The 17,472-nt window shown below is 73.3% G+C and carries 11 protein-coding genes; 5 read left to right on the plus strand and 6 right to left on the minus strand.

What is annotated here, in order from left to right:
• Positions 1-85: 85 nt before the first annotated feature.
• Positions 86-3,067 carry a bifunctional acetate--CoA ligase family protein/GNAT family N-acetyltransferase gene (locus OG310_RS08235; RefSeq protein ID WP_329455226.1) on the minus strand — a complete coding sequence of 994 codons (2,982 nt, stop codon included), beginning with the start codon at positions 3,065-3,067 and terminating at the stop codon, positions 86-88.
• Between the two features lie 92 nt (positions 3,068-3,159).
• On the opposite strand from OG310_RS08235, the gene OG310_RS08240 reads away from it, so the two are divergent.
• Positions 3,160-3,441 (plus strand): HPr family phosphocarrier protein, encoded by a 282-nt coding sequence (locus OG310_RS08240; protein WP_329455227.1) that lies wholly within the window; start codon positions 3,160-3,162, stop codon positions 3,439-3,441.
• Positions 3,442-3,599: 158 nt separating this feature from the next.
• Here OG310_RS08240 and OG310_RS08245 read toward each other — a convergent pair whose 3' ends face one another.
• Both OG310_RS08245 and OG310_RS08250 read right to left on the minus strand, forming a co-directional pair.
• On the minus strand, positions 3,600-4,967 hold the full coding sequence (locus OG310_RS08245; RefSeq protein ID WP_329460074.1) for a M16 family metallopeptidase: 1,368 nt from the start codon (positions 4,965-4,967) through the stop codon (positions 3,600-3,602).
• A 17-nt stretch (positions 4,968-4,984) separates the two neighbouring features.
• Complete coding sequence (locus OG310_RS08250; protein WP_329455228.1) at positions 4,985-6,358, minus strand: M16 family metallopeptidase; 1,374 nt, start codon at positions 6,356-6,358, stop codon at positions 4,985-4,987.
• A gap of 359 nt (positions 6,359-6,717) precedes the next feature.
• Here OG310_RS08250 and OG310_RS08255 point away from each other — a divergent pair, with 359 nt between their 5' ends.
• The 3 genes from OG310_RS08255 to OG310_RS08265 all read left to right on the plus strand — a co-directional run bounded on the left by OG310_RS08255 (position 6,718) and on the right by OG310_RS08265 (position 11,338).
• Positions 6,718-9,171 carry a DNA gyrase/topoisomerase IV subunit A gene (locus OG310_RS08255; RefSeq protein ID WP_329455229.1) on the plus strand — a complete coding sequence of 818 codons (2,454 nt, stop codon included), beginning with the start codon at positions 6,718-6,720 and terminating at the stop codon, positions 9,169-9,171.
• Between the two features lie 411 nt (positions 9,172-9,582).
• Positions 9,583-10,092: a MarR family winged helix-turn-helix transcriptional regulator gene (locus tag OG310_RS08260; protein ID WP_329455230.1), complete on the plus strand. Its 510-nt coding sequence runs from the start codon at positions 9,583-9,585 to the stop codon at positions 10,090-10,092.
• A 310-nt stretch (positions 10,093-10,402) separates the two neighbouring features.
• Positions 10,403-11,338 carry an alpha/beta fold hydrolase gene (locus OG310_RS08265; RefSeq protein WP_329455231.1) on the plus strand — a complete coding sequence of 312 codons (936 nt, stop codon included), beginning with the start codon at positions 10,403-10,405 and terminating at the stop codon, positions 11,336-11,338.
• 116 nt (positions 11,339-11,454) lie between these two features.
• On the opposite strand, the gene OG310_RS08270 is transcribed toward OG310_RS08265, so the two are convergent.
• Positions 11,455-12,618 (minus strand): citrate synthase/methylcitrate synthase, encoded by a 1,164-nt coding sequence (locus OG310_RS08270; RefSeq protein WP_329455232.1) that lies wholly within the window; start codon positions 12,616-12,618, stop codon positions 11,455-11,457.
• A gap of 97 nt (positions 12,619-12,715) precedes the next feature.
• Here OG310_RS08270 and OG310_RS08275 point away from each other — a divergent pair, with 97 nt between their 5' ends.
• A complete protein-coding gene (locus OG310_RS08275; protein WP_329455233.1) occupies positions 12,716-14,065 on the plus strand; it encodes a citrate synthase in 1,350 nt (449 codons plus the stop codon).
• Between the two features lie 301 nt (positions 14,066-14,366).
• On the opposite strand, the gene OG310_RS08280 is transcribed toward OG310_RS08275, so the two are convergent.
• Both OG310_RS08280 and OG310_RS08285 read right to left on the minus strand, forming a co-directional pair.
• Positions 14,367-15,977, minus strand: a complete 1,611-nt coding sequence (locus OG310_RS08280; protein ID WP_329455234.1) for a glycoside hydrolase family 13 protein — start codon at positions 15,975-15,977, stop codon at positions 14,367-14,369.
• Positions 15,978-16,499: 522 nt separating this feature from the next.
• Entirely contained in the window at positions 16,500-17,459 is a 960-nt protein-coding gene (locus tag OG310_RS08285) for a carbohydrate ABC transporter permease (RefSeq protein WP_329455235.1), read from the minus strand.
• Positions 17,460-17,472: the final 13 nt, after the last annotated feature.

Genomic DNA, 17,472 nt, shown 5'->3' on the forward strand with positions numbered 1-17,472 from the left:
CCGGAGCACCCAGCGCAGGGGGCCGGAGATCAGCCGGAGCCGTGCCCGGGGCGGTCCCCGCCCGGTCCACCGGGTCCGGGCCGCCTCAGTACTCCGGCAGCCGCCGGGGGCCCAGGTCGCCCAGCGCGGGCGGCGGCGCGAGGCGCACGTGCGCGTCCAGGACGGTCAGCCCGCGGGTCCCCACGACGACGGGATCGAGGGTGAGCGCGACGATCTCCGGGTGGTCGTCCACGAGACGGGAGACCCGCAGCAGGAGTTCCGCGAGCGCGTCCGTGTCGACCGGGTCGGCGCCGCGCCAGCCGAACAGCAGCGGGGCGGTCCTGATGGACCGGATCAGCTCCGCCACGTCCCGGTCGCTCGCCGGGACGAGCCGGTGCCCGAGATCGCCGAGGAGTTCGGACGGCACGCCCGCGAGACCGAACGACAGGACGGCCCCGGCGGCCGGGTCGAGAGTGGCGCGTACGACGGTGTCGACACCGCGCGGCGCCATCGCCTGGACGACCGGGCGCAGTTCCGCAGGACCGCCGAGCGAGGCGGTCAGCTCCCGGTACGCGGTGCGCAGCTGCGCCTCGTCGCCGAGGCCGAGCCGCACGCCGCCGAGGTCGGCGCGGTGCCGCAGATGGGGCGCCGTCGTCTTGAGGACGACGGGGTAGCCGACGTCGCGGGCCGCCCGCACCGCCTCGTCGGGGCCGGGCGCGGCCCGGGTGCCGAGGACATGGATGCCGTAGTGGCCGAGCAGGGCCCTGGCGTCGCGGTCGGGCAGCGCGGTGGCGCCCGGCTCGTCCGCCGCGCCGAGAACGCGCCGGACGAGGGTGCCGGCCGCGGCCTGGTCGATGTCGTCGTACTCGGGCACCCGCCCGGGCTCGGCGGACTCCCGGCGCCAGCGTGCGTACTCGACGGCGACGGCGAGCGCGCGCACGGCCCGCTCGGCGGCGGGATAGGCGGGGATACGGCCGGCGGGGGGCCGCGGCCCGCCCGGTTCGGCGTCGGCGTCGGTCGTGCCGGAGGTGTCGGTCGTGCCGGACGGGCCGGACGTGGCGGACGTGCCGGAGGTGGCGGGCGGGCCGGCGTCGGAGCCGGCGGTGCCCGCAGCAGGGCTGGTCGTGGCCGCGTCGGGACCGGTCGTGCCGGGGCCGGGACCCACCGCTGGCGCGGGGTCCTGGGGGAACGAGGGCGCGGACGCCGCGGGCAGCGGGAGCTGGACCTGTGGGGCCGTGCTCGTCGCCGCCGAGAGGGCCTCCGCCAGGCCGCCGATCTCCACGTACACCACCGCGACGGGCTTCGCCGGGGAGGTGGCCGCCGCCTCCCGCAGCGCGGCGGCCAGCGCCCCGGCCGCCGTCGGGACGTCCGTGCCGACGCGCGGGATCGCCGTGACGACGACCGCGTCGCACGCCGGATCGTGCAGCGCTCTCGCGAGCGCGCCGCGGAAGTCCCCCGCAGTCGCCGATGTCGTGAGGTCCTGCGGGGCCAGCGGACGCAGCCCCTCCGTCAGGCAGGCGTCGTACGTGAGCAGGCCCAGCGACTCGGAGTTGCCGACGATCGCGACGCGCGGGCCCGCGGGCAGGGGCTGGTCCGCGAGGAGGAGGCCCGCGTCCACGAGTTCCGTCACGGTGTCCGCGCGCAGCACCCCGGCCTGGCGCAGGAGGGCCGAGACCGTGGCGTCCGGGATGCGGGTCTCCGGGACCGCGTGGCCCTGCGGCATCGCGCCGCTGTGCCTCGCGCCCTTGACGACGACGACGGGTTTGGCGGCGGCCGTACGGCGTGCGAGACGGGTGAACTTGCGCGGATTGCCGATGGATTCGAGGTACATGAGGACCACGTCCGTGTCCGGGTCCTCGTAGCCGAACTGGAGGAAGTCGTTGCCCGAGACGTCCGCGCGGTTGCCCGCCGAGATGAACGACGACAGGCCCGCGCCCCGCCGGTGCAGACCGGAGAGCAGCGCGATCCCGATCGCACCGGACTGGGTGAACAGCCCGATGCGCCCCCGCGCGGGCGGCGTCGGCGCGAGGGAGGCGTTCAGCCGTACCGCGTCGGCCGTGTTGACGATGCCGAACGCGTTCGGGCCGATGATCCGCATGCCGTACGTGCGGGCCCGGCGGACGAGTTCCCGCTGCCGCGCCCTGCCCTCGGCCCCGCTCTCCGCGTAGCCGGCCGACAGGACGACCAGGCCCTGCACGCCGTGCTCGCCGCAGTCGTCGACGACCTCGGGGACCCGCTCGGCGGGTACGGCGACGACCGCGAGGTCGACGGGCTCCGCGAGTTCGGTGACCGACCGCGCGGCCGGTACCCCGTCGATCTCGCTGAGGCCGGGCGGGAAGGCCTCGTTCACCGCGTACGTACGTCCCCGGTAGCCGCCGGAGAGCAGGTTGCGCAGGACGCTCCGGCCGACGCCGCCCGGCTCGCGCCCGGCCCCGACGACGGCGACCGAGCCCGGGGCGAGCAGCCGCTGCACCGAGCGCGCCTCCGCGCGCTGTTCGCGGCCCCGCTGGACCGCCAGGGACCGCTCGGTGGGCTCCAGGTCCAGGGTCAGGCGCACCGCGCCGTCCTCGAAGCTGCGGCGCTGGGTGAACCCGGCATCCATGAAGACCTTGATCATCTTGCCGTTCTGCGGCAGCACCTCCGCGGCGAAGCGCCTGATCCCCCGCTCGCGCGCGACGGCCGCGATGTGTTCGAGGAGCGCGGACGCCACGCCCCGCCCCTGGTGCGTGTCCTGCACCAGGAACGCCACCTCCGCCTCCTCGGCCCCGGGACCGGCCGCCACGCGGCCGTCGGGGCCTATGCGGTCGTAGCGCACGGTCGCGATGATCTCGCCGCCCACGGTCATGGCGAGGCCGACCCGGTCGACGTAGTCATGGTGGGTGAAGCGGTGGACGTCCTTGTCGGAGAGCCGGGGGTACGGCGCGAAGAAGCGGTAGTACTTCGACTGGTCCGAGACGTGCTCGTAGAAACTGACGAGCCGGTCCGCGTCATCCGGTGTCATGGGCCTGACCCTGGCGGTGCCACCGTCACGCAGCACGACGTCTGCTTCCCAGTGGTCCGGGTAGGCGTGGGCGGACGGCGTCTCCATGACGAAAGCCTACGGCGGGGCACGCCGGTCGGGCCCGTCGGCAGGTGCGATACTGGTCTAGACAACCTCTGTCAGATCCGAAGGGCAACACCATGGCTGAGCGCCGTGTCAACGTCGGTTGGGCCGAGGGCTTGCACGCCCGCCCCGCCTCCATCTTCGTCCGCGCCGCGACCGCCTCCGGCGTACCGGTGACCATCGCGAAGGCCGACGGCTCGCCCGTCAACGCCGCGTCGATGCTCGCGGTGCTGGGCCTGGGCGCCCAGGGCGGCGAGGAGATCGTGCTCACGTCGGACGCCGAGGGCGCCGACGTCGCGCTCGACCGCCTCGCGAAGCTGGTCGCCGAGGGGCTCGACGAGCTGCCCGAGACCGTCTGAAGAACGCGCTGCCCCTGCGGGCGGCGATCCGGGCCCGGCGCGTGTGCGCCGGGCCCGGATTTTTTTCCGCCTCCTACCGAGCAGGCCGAGGGCCTGCCGAAGAGGCCGGGTCCTGCCGAGGACGCCAGTACGCGGGCCCTCTCAGCCCTCCAGCCCTCTCAGCCCTTGACGACCGAGACCGGGCCGATGCCGAGCGCCTCCACCTGCTCCCTGATCAGCGCGCCGTCGCCGACGAGCACCGTGACCAGGCGGTCCACCGGGAACGCCGCCAGAACCGCCGCCGTCGCCTCGACGGTGCCGGTCTCGGCCAGCCGCGCGTACATCTGCGCCTGGAAGTCGTCCGGCAGGTGCTGCTCGACCTGGTCGGCGAGGGTGCCCGCGACGGACGCGGCGGTCTCGTACTTGAGCGGTGCGACACCGACGAGGTTCTGCACGGCGACATCGCGCTCCGCGTCCGTCAGGCCGTCGGCCGCGAGCGTACGGAGCACCTTCCACAGGTCGTCCAGCGCGGGGCCGGTCGACTCGGTGTCGACGGAACCGCTGATGGCGAGCAGCGAAGCGCCCGAGCCGTCAGCGGCGGAGCGCAGCACCTGGCCGAAGGCGCGCACGCCGTAGGTGTAGCCCTTCTCCTCGCGCAGTACCCGGTCGAGCCGGGAGGTGAGCGTGCCGCCGAGGCAGTACGTGCCGAGGACCTGCGCGGGCCACACCCGGTCGTGCCGGTCGGGGCCGACCCGGCCGATCAGCAGCTGGGTCTGCACGGCGCCGGGGCGGTCCACGATCACCACACGGCCCGTGTCGTCCGCCGTGACCGCGGGGACGGGACGCGGGGTGCCCTCGTTACCCGTCCAGGCGCCCAGCGTCTCCGCGAGTACCTGGTCCACGTCGACGCCGGTGAGGTCGCCGACGATGACGGCGGTGGCCGTCGCGGGCCGCACGTGCGCGGCGTAGAAGGCGCGGACGCCCGCCGCGTCGATGCGGGCGACCGTCTCCTCGGTGCCCTGCCGCGGGCGGGACATGCGCAGCGACGCAGGGAAGAGCTCCTTGGAAAGCTGCTTGGCCGCGCGCCGGCCCGGGTTCGCGGTCTCGTGCGGGATCTCGTCGAGCCGGTTGCGGACGAGCCGCTCGACCTCGCTCTCGGCGAAGGCGGGCGCCCGCAGCGCGTCGGCCACCAGGCCGAGGGCCTTCGGCAGGCGCCGTACGGGCACCTCAAGGGAGACCCGTACGCCCGGGTGGTCGGCGTGCGCGTCGAGGGTGGCGCCGCAGCGTTCCAGCTCGGCCGCGAAGTCCTCGGCACTGAGCTTGTCGGTGCCTTCGGACAGGGCGCGCGCCATGATCGTGGCGACGCCGTCCAGGCCCTCGGGCTCCGCGTCGAGCGGCGCGTCGAGGCACACCTCGACGGCGACGACCTGCTGGCCCGGGCGGTGGCAGCGCAGCACGGTCAGGCCGTTGGGCAGCGCGCCGCGCCCGGGCGCCGGGAAGGCCCAGGGCCTGGCCTCGCCCGCCGCCGGACGCGGGTGGAGGTCCATGGTCACGGTGGTATCGGTCACTTGGCCGCCCCTTCCTGCTCGTCGTTGTGCGCGGCGTCCTCGCCGCCGCCGTCCGCGGCGTCCTCGGCCGGCAGCGGCTCGTACACCAGGACGGCCCGGTTGTCGGGCCGCAGGCGGGCCGCGGCCACGGCCTTGACCTCCTCGGCGGTGATGTCCAGGACGCGCTGCACGGCGGTGAGCGCGAGCTGCGGGTCACCGAACAGGACCGCGTACCGGCACAGTTCGTCCGCCCGGTCGGCGACGGTGCCGAGCCGGTCCAGCCATTCGCGCTCCAGCTGGGCCTGCGCGCGCTCCATCTCCTCGTCCGTCGGGCCCTCTTCGGCCAGGCGGGCGAGCTCCTCGTCGACGGCGGCCTCGATCTGCGGGATCTCCACCCCGGCGGACGTCTTGACGTCGAGCCAGCCGAGTGAGGGCGCACCGGCGAGGCGCAGCAGGCCGAAGCCCGCGGCGACGGCCGTGCGGTCCCGGCGCACCAGGCGGTTGTGGAGGCGGGACGACTCGCCGCTGCCGAGCACCGTCAGCGCCAGGTCGGCCGCGTCGGCCTCCCGGGTGCCGTCCTCGGGCAGCCGGTAGGCGGCCATCAACGCGCGCGCGGGGACCTCTTCCTTGATCTCCTCGCGCAGTTCCTTGCCGATGACGTCCGGCAGCGAGCCGTCACGCGGCGGCTGCTTGCCCTCGTGGGACGGGATCGAGCCGAAGTACTTCTCGATCCAGGCGAGTGTCTGCTCCGGGTCGATGTCGCCGACGACGGACAGGACCGCGTTGTTGGGCGCGTAGTTGGTACGGAAGAACGCGCGCGCGTCCTCCAGCGTCGCCGCGTCCAGGTCGGCCATGGAGCCGATGGGCGTGTGGTGGTACGGGTGGCCCTCCGGGTACATGAGCGCCGTGAGGCGCTCGAACGCGGTGCCGTAGGGCACGTTGTCGTACCGCTGGCGGCGCTCGTTCTTGACGACGTCGCGCTGGTTCTCCATCGACTCCTCGTCGAGCGCGGCCAGCAGCGAACCCATGCGGTCGGCCTCCAGCCAGAGCGCGAGCTCCAGCTGGTGCGTGGGCATCGTCTCGAAGTAGTTGGTGCGCTCGAAGCTGGTCGTGCCGTTGAGGGAGCCGCCGGCGCCCTGCACCAGTTCGAAGTGGCCGTTGCCCTTCACCTGCGCCGAGCCCTGGAACATCAGGTGCTCGAAGAGGTGGGCGAGTCCCGTACGGCCCTTGACTTCGTGGCGGGAGCCGACGTCGTACCACAGGCAGACCGCGGCGACCGGCGTCAGGTGGTCCTCGGAGAGCACGACGCGCAGACCGTTGTCCAGGCGGTGCTCCGTCGCTGTCAGGCCGCCTGAACCGGCCTGCTCGGTGGCCGTGTGACCCTTGGGCATGTACGTCCCTTCGCTCGCGATGACGGGTGTTGCTGCCAGCCTGCCACTGTATGCAAGCGCGCATGCGGCCGCCCGGGGTCCCCGGGACTCGCGACGCGCGCCGTACGGGCCGGCGACGTCGTCGCCACCACGGTCCGCGGCGGCGCATACCGGGCAGCACAGGGGTCGCCGGGGGCCCTGCGGAGGCCTCCGCGAGGACGCCCGGTGGGGCCCGCGCGACCCTCGACTCACGGGTCGATTCCGGTGTTGTCGGTGGCGCGGTCCACAATGGTCGCTGTCAGCCCCAGAAGTTGTCGTCGTACCCGGCGCGCGCGTCGTCGTACGCGCCGCACTTTCTCTGTGAAGGAGCCGCAGCAGCGATGGCCCGCCGCAGCACGAAGACCCCGCCGCCCGATGACTTCGAGGAGCGCATCCTCGATATCGACGTGGTCGATGAAATGCAGGCCTCCTACCTCGAATACGCGTATTCGGTGATCTACTCGCGCGCCCTGCCGGACGCGCGGGACGGCATGAAGCCGGTGCACCGCCGCATCGTGTACCAGATGAACGAGATGAACCTGCGCCCCGACCGCGGCTACGTGAAGTGCGCCCGCGTCGTCGGCGAGGTCATGGGCAAGCTGCACCCGCACGGCGACTCGTCGATCTACGACGCCCTGGTGCGCATGGCCCAGCCCTTCTCGATGCGGCTCCCCCTCGTCGACGGGCACGGCAACTTCGGCTCGCTGGGCAACGACGACCCGCCCGCCGCGATGCGGTACACCGAGTGCCGGATGGCCGACGCCACGTCGCTGATGACGGAGTCGATCGACGAGGACACCGTCGACTTCGAACCCAACTACGACGGCCAGGAGCGCGAGCCCGTCACCCTGCCGGCCGCCTACCCGAACCTGCTGGTCAACGGCGCGTCCGGGATCGCGGTCGGCATGGCGACGAACATGCCGCCGCACAACCTGGGCGAAGTCGTGGCGGCCGCGCGCCACCTCATCAAGCACCCGGCCGCCGACCTGGAAACGCTGATGCGCTTCGTGCCGGGCCCCGACCTGCCGACGGGCGGGCGGATCGTGGGCCTGTCCGGCGTGCACGACGCGTACGCGACGGGCCGGGGTACGTTCAAGATCAGGGCCACCGTCACCGTGGAGGACGTGACCCCCCGCCGCAAGGGCCTGATCGTCACGGAACTGCCGTTCGCCGTCGGCCCCGAGAAGGTCATCGCCAAGATCAAGGACCTGGTCTCCGCGAAGAAGCTCCAGGGCATCGCGGACGTCAAGGACCTCACGGACCGCGCGCACGGGCTGCGGCTCGTCATCGAGGTCAAGAACGGCTTCGTGCCGGAGGCCCTGCTCGAACAGCTCTACAAGCTGACGCCGATGGAGGAGTCCTTCGGCATCAACAACGTCGCCCTGGTCGACGGGCAGCCGCTGACGCTGGGTCTGAAGGAACTGCTGGAGGTCTACCTCGACCACCGCTTCTCGGTGGTACGCAGGCGCAGCGAGTTCCGTCGCACGAAGCGGCGCGACCGGCTGCACCTGGTCGAGGGCCTGCTGGTGGCGCTGCTCGACATCGACGAGGTCATCCGGCTGATCCGCCTCAGCGACAACTCCGCCCAGGCGAAGCAGCGCCTGATGGAGCACTTCTCGCTGTCCGAGATCCAGACGCAGTACATCCTCGACACCCCGCTGCGCCGCCTCACCCGCTTCGACCGGATCGAGCTGGAGAGCGAGCGGGACCGGCTCACCACGGAGATCGACGAGCTGAGCGTCATCCTGGATTCCGACACGGAACTGCGGAAGGTCGTCGGGGCGGAGCTGGCCGCGGTGGCGAAGAAGTTCGGCACCCCGCGCCGCACGGTCCTGATCGAGGGCGGCGCGTCGGTCGCGGCGGTGCCGGTGCCCCTCCAGGTCGCCGACGACCCCTGCCGGGTGCTGCTCTCGTCCACGGCTCTGCTCGCCCGCACGGCGAGCGATGAACCGCTGCCCGCCGGGGGCGGCAAGCGCGTCAAGCACGACGTGATCGTGTCGGCGGTGCCCGCGACGGCGCGTGGCGAGATCGGCGCGGTGACCTCGACGGGCCGGCTGCTGCGGGTCGCGGTGGTCGACCTGCCGCAGCTGCCCCGGACGCCGGCGGCGCCGAACCTGTCGGGAGGGGCGCCGATCGCCGAGTTCCTGGCGCTGGAGGGCGACGAGACGGTCGTCTGCCTGACGACGCTGGACGAGTCCTCCCCGGGGCTCGCCCTCGGCACGCTGCAGGGCGTGGTGAAACGCGTGGTGCCCGACTACCCCTCCAACAAGGGCGAGTTGGAGGTGATCACGCTGAAGGAGGGCGATCGCGTCGTGGGCGCCGCCGAACTGCGCACGGGCGAGGAGGATCTCGTCTTCATCACCTCGGACGCCCAGTTGCTGCGCTATCCGGCCGCGCAGGTACGGCCGCAGGGCCGGGCGGCGGGCGGCGTGGCCGGCGTCAAGCTGACCGAGGGCGCGGAGGTCCTGTCGTTCTCGGCGGTGGATCCTTCCGTGGACGGTGTGGTGTTCACGGTCGCGGGCTCGCACGGCACCCTGGACGACTCCGCGCGCACGGCGAAGCTGACCCCGTTCGACCAGTACCCGCGCAAGGGCCGGGCGACCGGCGGGGTGCGCTGCCAGCGGTTCCTGAAGGGTGAGGACACCCTCGTGCTGGCCTGGGCGGGCGCGGCCCCGGTACGTGCGGCGAAGGCCGACGGATCCGCGGCGGCGCTGCCGGCCCCCGACCCCCGTCGCGACGGTTCGGGCACGCCGCTGACCCACGAGATCACCGTGCTGGCGGGCCCGGCGCACTGATCAGGACGGGCAGTGCCTCACCCCGCGGGAGCGGGACGAGGCACTGCCCGGGACCGTGCGAAGGGCCCGGCACGGGGCGGGCAGCGGCCGGGCCCTTCGAGCGCGTCCCCATGAGGCCGCGCGGTGTGGTGCCGGTGCCGCGTCGGACCCACGTGGCCGCGGGTCCAACGGTGAGTCGATGGCTCCGCCCACCTGTTCAGGGACCAGCCGGACATCGACGAGATCATCGACTTCATTGCCGCCTCGGGCGTTGATGACGGCTGTGACCATGGCTCCCTCTTCCCCGGCAAGCCTCGTCGCCTGGCCGACGCGGAGTTCCCGCCATCGCGACGACCACATTGATGCAATGCACAATTCCATGCACACATGCATGTATCTGCAGCCTGCAGATACACGCGCTAGGCTGGAACGGTGACCACCACCGACGCCTCCACGCCGCAGGGCCGGGCCCTGCTGGACGCCGTCGGCGCGGCCTTCGCCCGGCTGAGGCGGCGCACCATGCAGGCTCCGGTCGACCCCCCGGTGGGACCCAAGGACCTCAAGCGCAACCTGGTCCTCAACATCGTCGACGAGGCGGCCGAGGCGGGCAGGGAGATGACGGTCGGCGGCCTCGCCGAACACCTCCTGGTGGACCCGTCGGTGGCCAGCCGCATGGTGAGCGACTGCATCTCCCACGGCTATCTCGTCCGTGCGGCCTCGCAGCAGGACGGCCGCCGCACCGTGCTCCGGCTCACCGAGGACGGCACCTCCCTCCTCACCACCTTCCGCCACCAGCAGCGGCAGGCCTTCGAGTACATCACCCGCGACTGGCCCGAGGCCGAGCGACTCGAATTCGCCCGCCTTCTCCTCAAGTACGCGGACTCCACCGCCCAGTTGCCTGCGCCGGGCGAGGCCAACAGCCCGCTCACGCCGGCCACCTGAGGCGCCGCGCGAGCCCGCCTGCCCTGCGCACACCGGGGAGGCCGGCTCCCCGTGAGCCCGGCGCCGCAGGGCCGGCGCACCCTACGTCCTCACGCATGGGACCTCTCGCACGCGACCAGCCAATCGGCCGGCGGCCGGCAGGCCGGGACGGGAATCCCGGCGATGATCGCCTGCAGGGGGGTAACCCCACCGAGCGCACTCGCCTCAGCCGCACCCAGGACACGCGTGCCAGCCGGATTCTGTGATCACCCCAGGAACCGAAGGATGGACATCACCGTCTCCACCGCACTCGTAGTCCAAAGGATCAGCCATGTCCCGCACCACTCCCAACCGCCGGTCCGTGAACCGGGTCCTGTCGGCCCTCGCCCTGCTGGCCGTGACCGCCGGCGCCGTCACGGCCTGCGGCGACCACGACTCCGCCTCCACGCACACGAGCGCGTCGTCGGTCACCTCGTCCGCGTCGCCGGGGGCCGACAAGGCGGGCGCAACGAGCCTGCACATGATCGACAACGGCGGTCACCGGCTGGCCTTCCACGTCACGCAGGGCCACGGATCCACGATCGTCCTGGACTCGGGCGGCGGCAACGACTCCTCCTACTGGAAGGACCTCGTCCCCAAGCTCCACGCGGCCACCGGTGCCACCGTCATCACCTACGACCGGGCCGGACTCGGCAAGAGCGACGTGGTGCCCGGTCCGTGGAAGGTCGAGAGCGCCGTCAGTGACCTCAAGGCGGGGCTCCAGCAGTTGGGCGCCACCAGGAACGTGACCCTGGTGTCCCACTCGCAGGCGGGCGAGATCGCGACCTACTTCGCCGAGCAGAACCCGAAGACGCTCTCCGGCGCGGTCCTCGTCGACGCCAACCTGCCCCCGCTCTTCACGGACGAGGAGACCGCCCGCCTCCTGGCTTTCGACCAGCCCGAGGTCGACGCGGCGAAGAAGGACCCGGACACGCCGCAGAACCGTCAGCTCATCTCCACCGCTGAGAGCTTCGCCGCGACGAGCAAGGCCTACTACAAGGCCACGTGGCCCGACTCGGTCCCGGCGACGGTCATCGTCTCGGAGAAGACCCCGTTCGACGGCTCCCCCGCCGACGCCCAGCACTGGCGGGACGCCGCCTCCTCGTTCGTCAAGGACGGGCCGCACCGAACGCTCGTCACCGCCGAGGGCAGCTCCCACGAGGTCCCGAAGGACCGCCCCGCCCTCGTGCTCAGGGAGATCGAAAGCATGGTCGCCGCGCACCACTGACCCCACCCCTCAGACGAGGTCCTCCGCGGCCGCCGGGAGCGCGGGGGTTTCGTACGCGGCCCGGCGCCGCCGCGCGGCAGCGCCGGGCCGCGTTCGGCCCGCGGTCCCCCGGGCCGTCACACCGCCGGGACCGGCTGGGGCGGGGCCTCGCCCACATAGCGCGCCCCGGGCCGGATGATCTTCGGGTCGGCCGCCTGCTCCAGGATGTTGGCGCTCCAGCCGACCACCCTGGCGACGGCGAACGTCGGCGTGAACATGGTCCGGGGCAGGCCGCACCGCTCCATCACGACGCCCGCGTAGAACTCGACGTTCGTATGCAGTTCGCGGCCGGGCTTGAGTTCCGCGAGAATCGCCTCGACCCGCTCCTCGACCCGTACGGCGAAGTCGACGAGCGGGCCGCCGAACTTCTGCGCGATCTCGCGCAGCATGCGCGAACGCGGGTCCTCGGTGCGGTAGACGGCATGCCCGAAGCCCATGATCCGACCGCCCGCCAGGACCTGTTCCCTGATCCAGGGGTCGATCCGGTCGGCGGTGCCGATGGCATCGAGGGTGTCGAGCGCCCGGGCCGGGGCGCCGCCGTGCAGCGGACCCGAGAACGCTCCGACGCCGCCGACCAGGCAGGCCGCCAGGTCGGCCCCGGTCGACGCGATCACCCGGGCGGTGAAGGTCGAGGGGTTGAAGCCGTGGTCGACCGTGGCCACCAGGTACTGCTCGATCGCCCGTGCGTGCTCCGGCTCGGGCTGCGAACCGGTCAGCATCCAGAGGTAGTTGGCAGCGTGCCCGAGATCGTCACGCGGTGCGAGGGGCTCCTGGCCCCGCCCGATGCGGTGCAGGGCCGTCAGGATGGTCGGGACGACCGCGCAGGCGGCGAGCGCGTCCTCGGTGCGGCGCGCGGGATCGGTGTCGTACAGCGGGCGCAGGCCGGTGGCGGAGCCGTACAGCGACAGGGCGGTACGCAGCCCGGCCAGTGGTCCGACGGCGGCGGACGCCCGCGCGATCGCCGGCAGTGCGTCGGCGACCTCGTCCGGCAGGTGTCGCAGCACCGCGACGCGCGCGGCGAAGGCGGCGGACTGCTCCGCGTCGGGCAGCGCCCCGTGGAACATCAGGTGCCAGACGTCCTCGAAGCTCCGGGTGTGCGCGAGCTCGATGGCGGAGTACTGGCGGTAGTGGTAGAAACCCTCGGTCCCGCGCACGTCTCCGAGCGCGGTCTCGGTGACGACGACGCCGGCCAGTCCTCTCGGCACCTCGACGGCCCCCTGCTGCGGCCTGGTGTTCGACATGTTCTCTCCTCCTCGACTTGATACGACTGTCCATGGTTGAGAAATCGCTGTCAATATTGATTGAATCAATGTGAATGGCCCTGTGTACGGTGCTCCCATGACGGACTCGACGGGCGACGGCCAGGCAGCCGGGGAGGCGCGGCTGACCACGCGCGAAGCCGCACGGCGGCTCGGAGTGAAACCGGAGACCGTGTACGCGTACGTCAGCCGCGGCCAGCTCGGCAGCAGGCGCGACCCGGCGGGCCGCGGCAGCACGTTCGACCCCAAGGAGGTCGACGCGCTGGTGCGCAGAGCGCGCAGGGAACCCCCCGCCGGCAGCGACGCGACGCAGCGCATCAGCACGGGCATCACGCTGATCGAGGCGGACCGCTACTGGTTCCGGGGCGTGGACGCGGTAGAGCTGGCGCGGAGTTACCCGTACGAGGAGGTCGCGGACTGGCTCTGGACGGGCACACGCCGCCCGGGGCTGCGGTTCACGGCGCCGGCCGAGTCGCTGGCGGCCGCGCGCCGCGCGGTCGGCGCGCTTCCCGGGCACAGTGGCAGCACGGACCGGCTGCGGGTCGCGGCGATCGCCGCCGCGGTGGCCGATCCGCTCCGCTTCGACCTGTCGCGCGAGGCCGTGCTCGGGACGGCGCGCGCGCTGATCCCGACGCTGGTGGACGCGCTGCCCGTGGCAGTCGGACCGGGGGCCGGCCGCACAGCCGGCTGTCACGATGCGGGCGCCGACGGCGTGGCCGCCGGTAGCGGAAGCCGCGGCGAGGACGGCTCCGGCGCGGACACCGGTTCGCGCGCGGACGACGGCATCGCCGCGCGGCTGTGGGCCCGGCTGACGCCCCGGCCGCCGGGCGCTGCCGCGCTGCGCGCCCTCGACCTGGCGCTGTCGCTGCTGATCGACCACGACCTGGCCGCCTCGACCCTGGCGGTCCGGGTCGCCGCCTCGGCGCGCGCGCATCCCTACGCGGTGGTCTCGGCGGGGCTCGGCGCGATGGACGGCCCCCTGCACGGGGCGGCGAGCGGCCTCGCTCACCGCATGCTCACGGACGTGCTGGAGCGGGGCAGCGCGGCGGCGGTCGTCTCGGACCACCTGCGCGCGGGGCGGGGGGTTCCGGGGCTCGGCCATCGCCTGTACCCGCGTCAGGACCCGCGGGCCGCAGCGCTGTTCGCCGCGCTCGACGAGGTGCCCGACGCGGCGCCGGCCCTGGCCGCGGCGCGCGGAGTGACGGCGACCACGGCCCGCCATGCCGCGTCGCACGCCAATGTGGACCTGGCGCTCGCCGCGCTGACGGTGGCGAGCGGGATGCGACCGGACGCGGGCGAGACGGTGTTCGCGGTGGCCCGCACGGCGGGGTGGATCGCGCACGCGCTGGAGGAGTACGAGGAACCGCCGCTCCGGATGCGGCCGAGCGGCCGCTACGACGGGCCGCGCCCGCCGAGGCCGTTGCCGTAGGACGTCCCTTTCGGGGGCGGGGCCGTGTCACCTGGCGGTCGGCGTCCGGCCCGCCGCCCCGGCCGGTGTCGCCTTGTCAGGAGGCGCGACCAGGGGCGGGACGACGGGAGTTCGTGGGGACGGAGGAGCTGGGGGGCCTCGGGCCCCGGGTGGCGCGAGTGCCCGGAGGCGCGGTGCCGTCCTGTGCGGGGCCGGCCGGCCCCGACCGTTGCGCTAGCCGCGCCGGAGCCGGGCCCGGACCCGGTCCGCCACGCGGCCGGCGCCGACCCGGTCCGCCGCGCGGCCGGGGCTGAGGGGTGGGTCAGACGCTCAGCCACACCGCCGTGTCGCCCGGCAGCAGCCCGTCGTCCGTGAGCGGCCCGCTGGCGAGCAGCAGCGCGGTGTGCGCGGGCAGCGCGGCGGGCGCCCCGGACAGGTTGACCACGCAGCGCAGCCCCTCAGGGCGTTCGAAGGCCAGCACCCCGGAGGCCGCGTCGAGCCAGGTCAGCCCGGCCGCGCGGAAACCTCCTCCGGCGCGCCGCAGCGCGAGCCCCGCCCGGTAGAGGGAGAGCATCGAGTCCGGATCGGCGGCCTGGGTGTCCGCGGCGTACGCGCTCCACGAGGCGGGCTGCGCCAGCCACGGTTCGACCGTCGAACCGAACCCCGCGTACGGCGCGTCGGCCACCCAGGGCAGCGGTACGCGGCAGCCGTCACGCCCCGGGTCGATGCCGCCGGAGCGGCTGTGCATCGGGTCCTGGATGCGGTCGCGCGGGATCTCCACCTCGGGCAGGCCGAGTTCCTCGCCCTGGTAGATGTAGACGGATCCGGGCAGGGCCAGCGTGAGCAGCGCGGCGGCCCGGGCCCTGCGGGTACCGAGCGCCACGTCGGTCGGGGTGCCGAAGCGTTTGCGCTCGAAGGCGAAGCCGGTGTCGTCTGCCCGCCCGTACCGGGTGACCGTACGGGTCACGTCGTGGTTGCACAGCACCCAGGTCGCGGGCGCGCCGACCGGCGCGTGCTCGGCGAGGGTCTCGTCGATCGAGGTGCGCAGCTTCCCCGCGTCCCAGGGGCAGGCGAGGAAACTGAGGTTGAAGGCGGTGTGCAGTTCGTCGGGGCGCAGGTAGCGCACGAACCGTTCGGTGTCGGGCAGCCAGACCTCGCCGACGAAGATGCCGTCGTACTCGTCGGCGATCGCCCGCCAGGAGCGGTAGATGTCGTGCAGGTCGTCACGGTCGACGTACGGGTGCGGGCCAGAGCCTGGCGTGAAGTCCGGCAGGGCCGGGTCCTTGGCGGGCAGCACCGCGGAGTCGATCCGCACCCCCGCGACGCCCCGGTCGAACCAGAAGCGCAGCACGTCCTCGTGTTCCGTGCGCACGGCGGGGTGGTCCCAGTTCAGGTCGGGCTGCTCGGGCGCGAACAGGTGGAGGTACCACTCGCCGTCGTCGAGCCGGGTCCAGGGCGTGCCGCCGAACTCGCCGATCCAGTCGTTGGGCGGGATCTCCCCGCTCTCGCCGCGGCCCTTCCTGAAGTGGAACAGCTCGCGCTCGGGGCTGCCGGGCCCGGCGGCGACGGCCGCCCGGAACCAGGCGTGCTGGTCCGAGACATGGTTGGGCACGATGTCGACGATCGTACGGATGCCCAGGTCACGGGCCTCCCCGATCAGCTTCTCGGCCTCGGCGAGGGTGCCGAACTGCGGGTCGATCGTGCGGTAGTCCGCGACGTCGTAGCCACCGTCGGCGAGAGGCGACAGGTACCAGGGGGTGAACCAGAGCGCGTCGATGCCCAGTTCGACCAGGTACGGCAGCCTGGCGCGGACGCCGGCGAGGTCGCCGGTCCCGTCGCCGTCGCCGTCGGCGAAGCTGCGCACGTAGACCTGGTAGATCGCGGCGTCGCGCCACCAGTTCCGATCGGCGGGCTCCTGAGGGCTGCCTTTCATGGGGTGTTCCTTTCGGGCGTGTGCGGGGCCCTCACGGCGGTGCCGTCCGTGACGAGGCGGGGGTGGTTCGGTGGCTGCGCACCGCCGCCCCACAGCGGGGACGTCGTCAGGCGGCGGCGGTGCGCAGGTCGTACGGCCGGACCGGCGCGCCGGCCCGGCCCGTCGGGTGGCGGGGCGGCGCCGCTGCCTGCGGTGACGGGGCTCCCCTCACAACGGTCGGTGGCGCTCGGGGTCTTCGAGGCAGGGCGGAGCTGTCTCACGGTGCGCGGCCTTCGGCTCGGAAGGTGAGGGAGGTGGGGGTGGCGGAGCCCCCGGTGCCGTGGTGTCCCCTGCCCCGGGCCGGTCCCCGGGGGGCGGGTCCGGCCCGGTGGTCCGGGGGGCGGGCGGTCCGGTGGCGGGGGCCGCCCCGTGGTGCTGGGTTGGTCCTTCGGGGCGGGTGTCCGTGGTGCGCGGGCGTCGTACGCGGTGCTCCCGGTGCAGGGCCGCCCCTGGCCCGGTGCGGAGCCGTTCCCCGCCTGCGCGCTACCCCTTCGTACTGCCTGCGCTGATCCCGGAGATGATGTGGCGTTGGAAGACCAGGAACATGACGACCATCGGCACACTCGCCATGACCATCGCACCGATGAGGTCCGACTGCGGCACGTCCTGCGAGAGCTGGACGAGCGCCACGCTGATGGGCTGGTTGTCGGGCGCGGCGGAGAACACCATCAGCGGCCACAGGAAGTCCTGCCAGACGGCGACGAGCGCGAAGATCGACACGACGCCGAGCACGGGCCGGGACATCGGCAGCAGGATCGACCAGAGCTGGCGCAGCTTGCCGGCGCCGTCGATCTCGGCGGCCTCCAGCACGTCGCGCGGTATCTGGTCGAAGAACCGCTTCAGCAGGTACAGGTTGAACGCGTTCGCCACGGCCGGCAGCCAGATGCCGGCCGGGGTGTTGAGCAGACTGGTGTGGATGAACGGCAGGTCGGCGGCCGTCAGGTACTTCGGGATGACGAGCGCCTGGGCCGGCACCATGAGCGTGGCGAGGATGGCGCCCAGGATGACCTTGCCGAACACCGGCTTCAGCTTGGACAGGGCGTACGCCGCGGCCGTGCAGAAGACGAGCTGGAGGATCCAGGCGCCGGCCGCCTGCACCACCGTGTTCCACAGGTGGTCGGGCAGCTGCATCAGGTTCCACGCGTCGCCGTAGTTGGAGAAGTGCCATGTCTCCGGCGCGAGCGTGGGCGGGTTGCGGTTGAGTTCGTCCGGCGACTTCAGCGCGCCGGTGATCATCCAGTACACCGGGAACAGGAACGCGAGCGCGAACAGGAAGAGGACGACGCCGAAGACGACCCAGTAGGTGGTCTTGCCCTTCCGGCTCGCGAGCGCGAGCGGGGAGACCAGCGTACGGACTCCCTGTCCCTCGTCCTTGCGCTTGCCGGGCCTGCGCGGCGACGCCGGCGGTGTCTGCCGCGGGGGCGGCGCGATCGTGGTGGTCATGGCGGCGGCTCCT

The organism is Streptomyces sp. NBC_01497, from assembly GCF_036250695.1.
Classification (GTDB): domain Bacteria; phylum Actinomycetota; class Actinomycetes; order Streptomycetales; family Streptomycetaceae; genus Streptomyces.

What these genes read in the sequence shown, in the direction of transcription:
- OG310_RS08235 (WP_329455226.1), bottom strand. Translation starts at nt 3,067, where the DNA reads ATGGAGACGCCGTCCGCCCACGCCTACCCGGACCACTGGGAAGCAGAC.
- OG310_RS08240 (WP_329455227.1), top strand. Translation starts at nt 3,160, where the DNA reads ATGGCTGAGCGCCGTGTCAACGTCGGTTGGGCCGAGGGCTTGCACGCC.
- OG310_RS08245 (WP_329460074.1), bottom strand. Translation starts at nt 4,967, where the DNA reads ATGGACCTCCACCCGCGTCCGGCGGCGGGCGAGGCCAGGCCCTGGGCC.
- OG310_RS08250 (WP_329455228.1), bottom strand. Translation starts at nt 6,358, where the DNA reads ATGCCCAAGGGTCACACGGCCACCGAGCAGGCCGGTTCAGGCGGCCTG.
- OG310_RS08255 (WP_329455229.1), top strand. Translation starts at nt 6,718, where the DNA reads ATGGCCCGCCGCAGCACGAAGACCCCGCCGCCCGATGACTTCGAGGAG.
- OG310_RS08265 (WP_329455231.1), top strand. Translation starts at nt 10,403, where the DNA reads ATGTCCCGCACCACTCCCAACCGCCGGTCCGTGAACCGGGTCCTGTCG.
- OG310_RS08270 (WP_329455232.1), bottom strand. Translation starts at nt 12,618, where the DNA reads ATGTCGAACACCAGGCCGCAGCAGGGGGCCGTCGAGGTGCCGAGAGGA.
- OG310_RS08275 (WP_329455233.1), top strand. Translation starts at nt 12,716, where the DNA reads ATGACGGACTCGACGGGCGACGGCCAGGCAGCCGGGGAGGCGCGGCTG.
- OG310_RS08280 (WP_329455234.1), bottom strand. Translation starts at nt 15,977, where the DNA reads ATGAAAGGCAGCCCTCAGGAGCCCGCCGATCGGAACTGGTGGCGCGAC.
- OG310_RS08285 (WP_329455235.1), bottom strand. Translation starts at nt 17,459, where the DNA reads ATGACCACCACGATCGCGCCGCCCCCGCGGCAGACACCGCCGGCGTCG.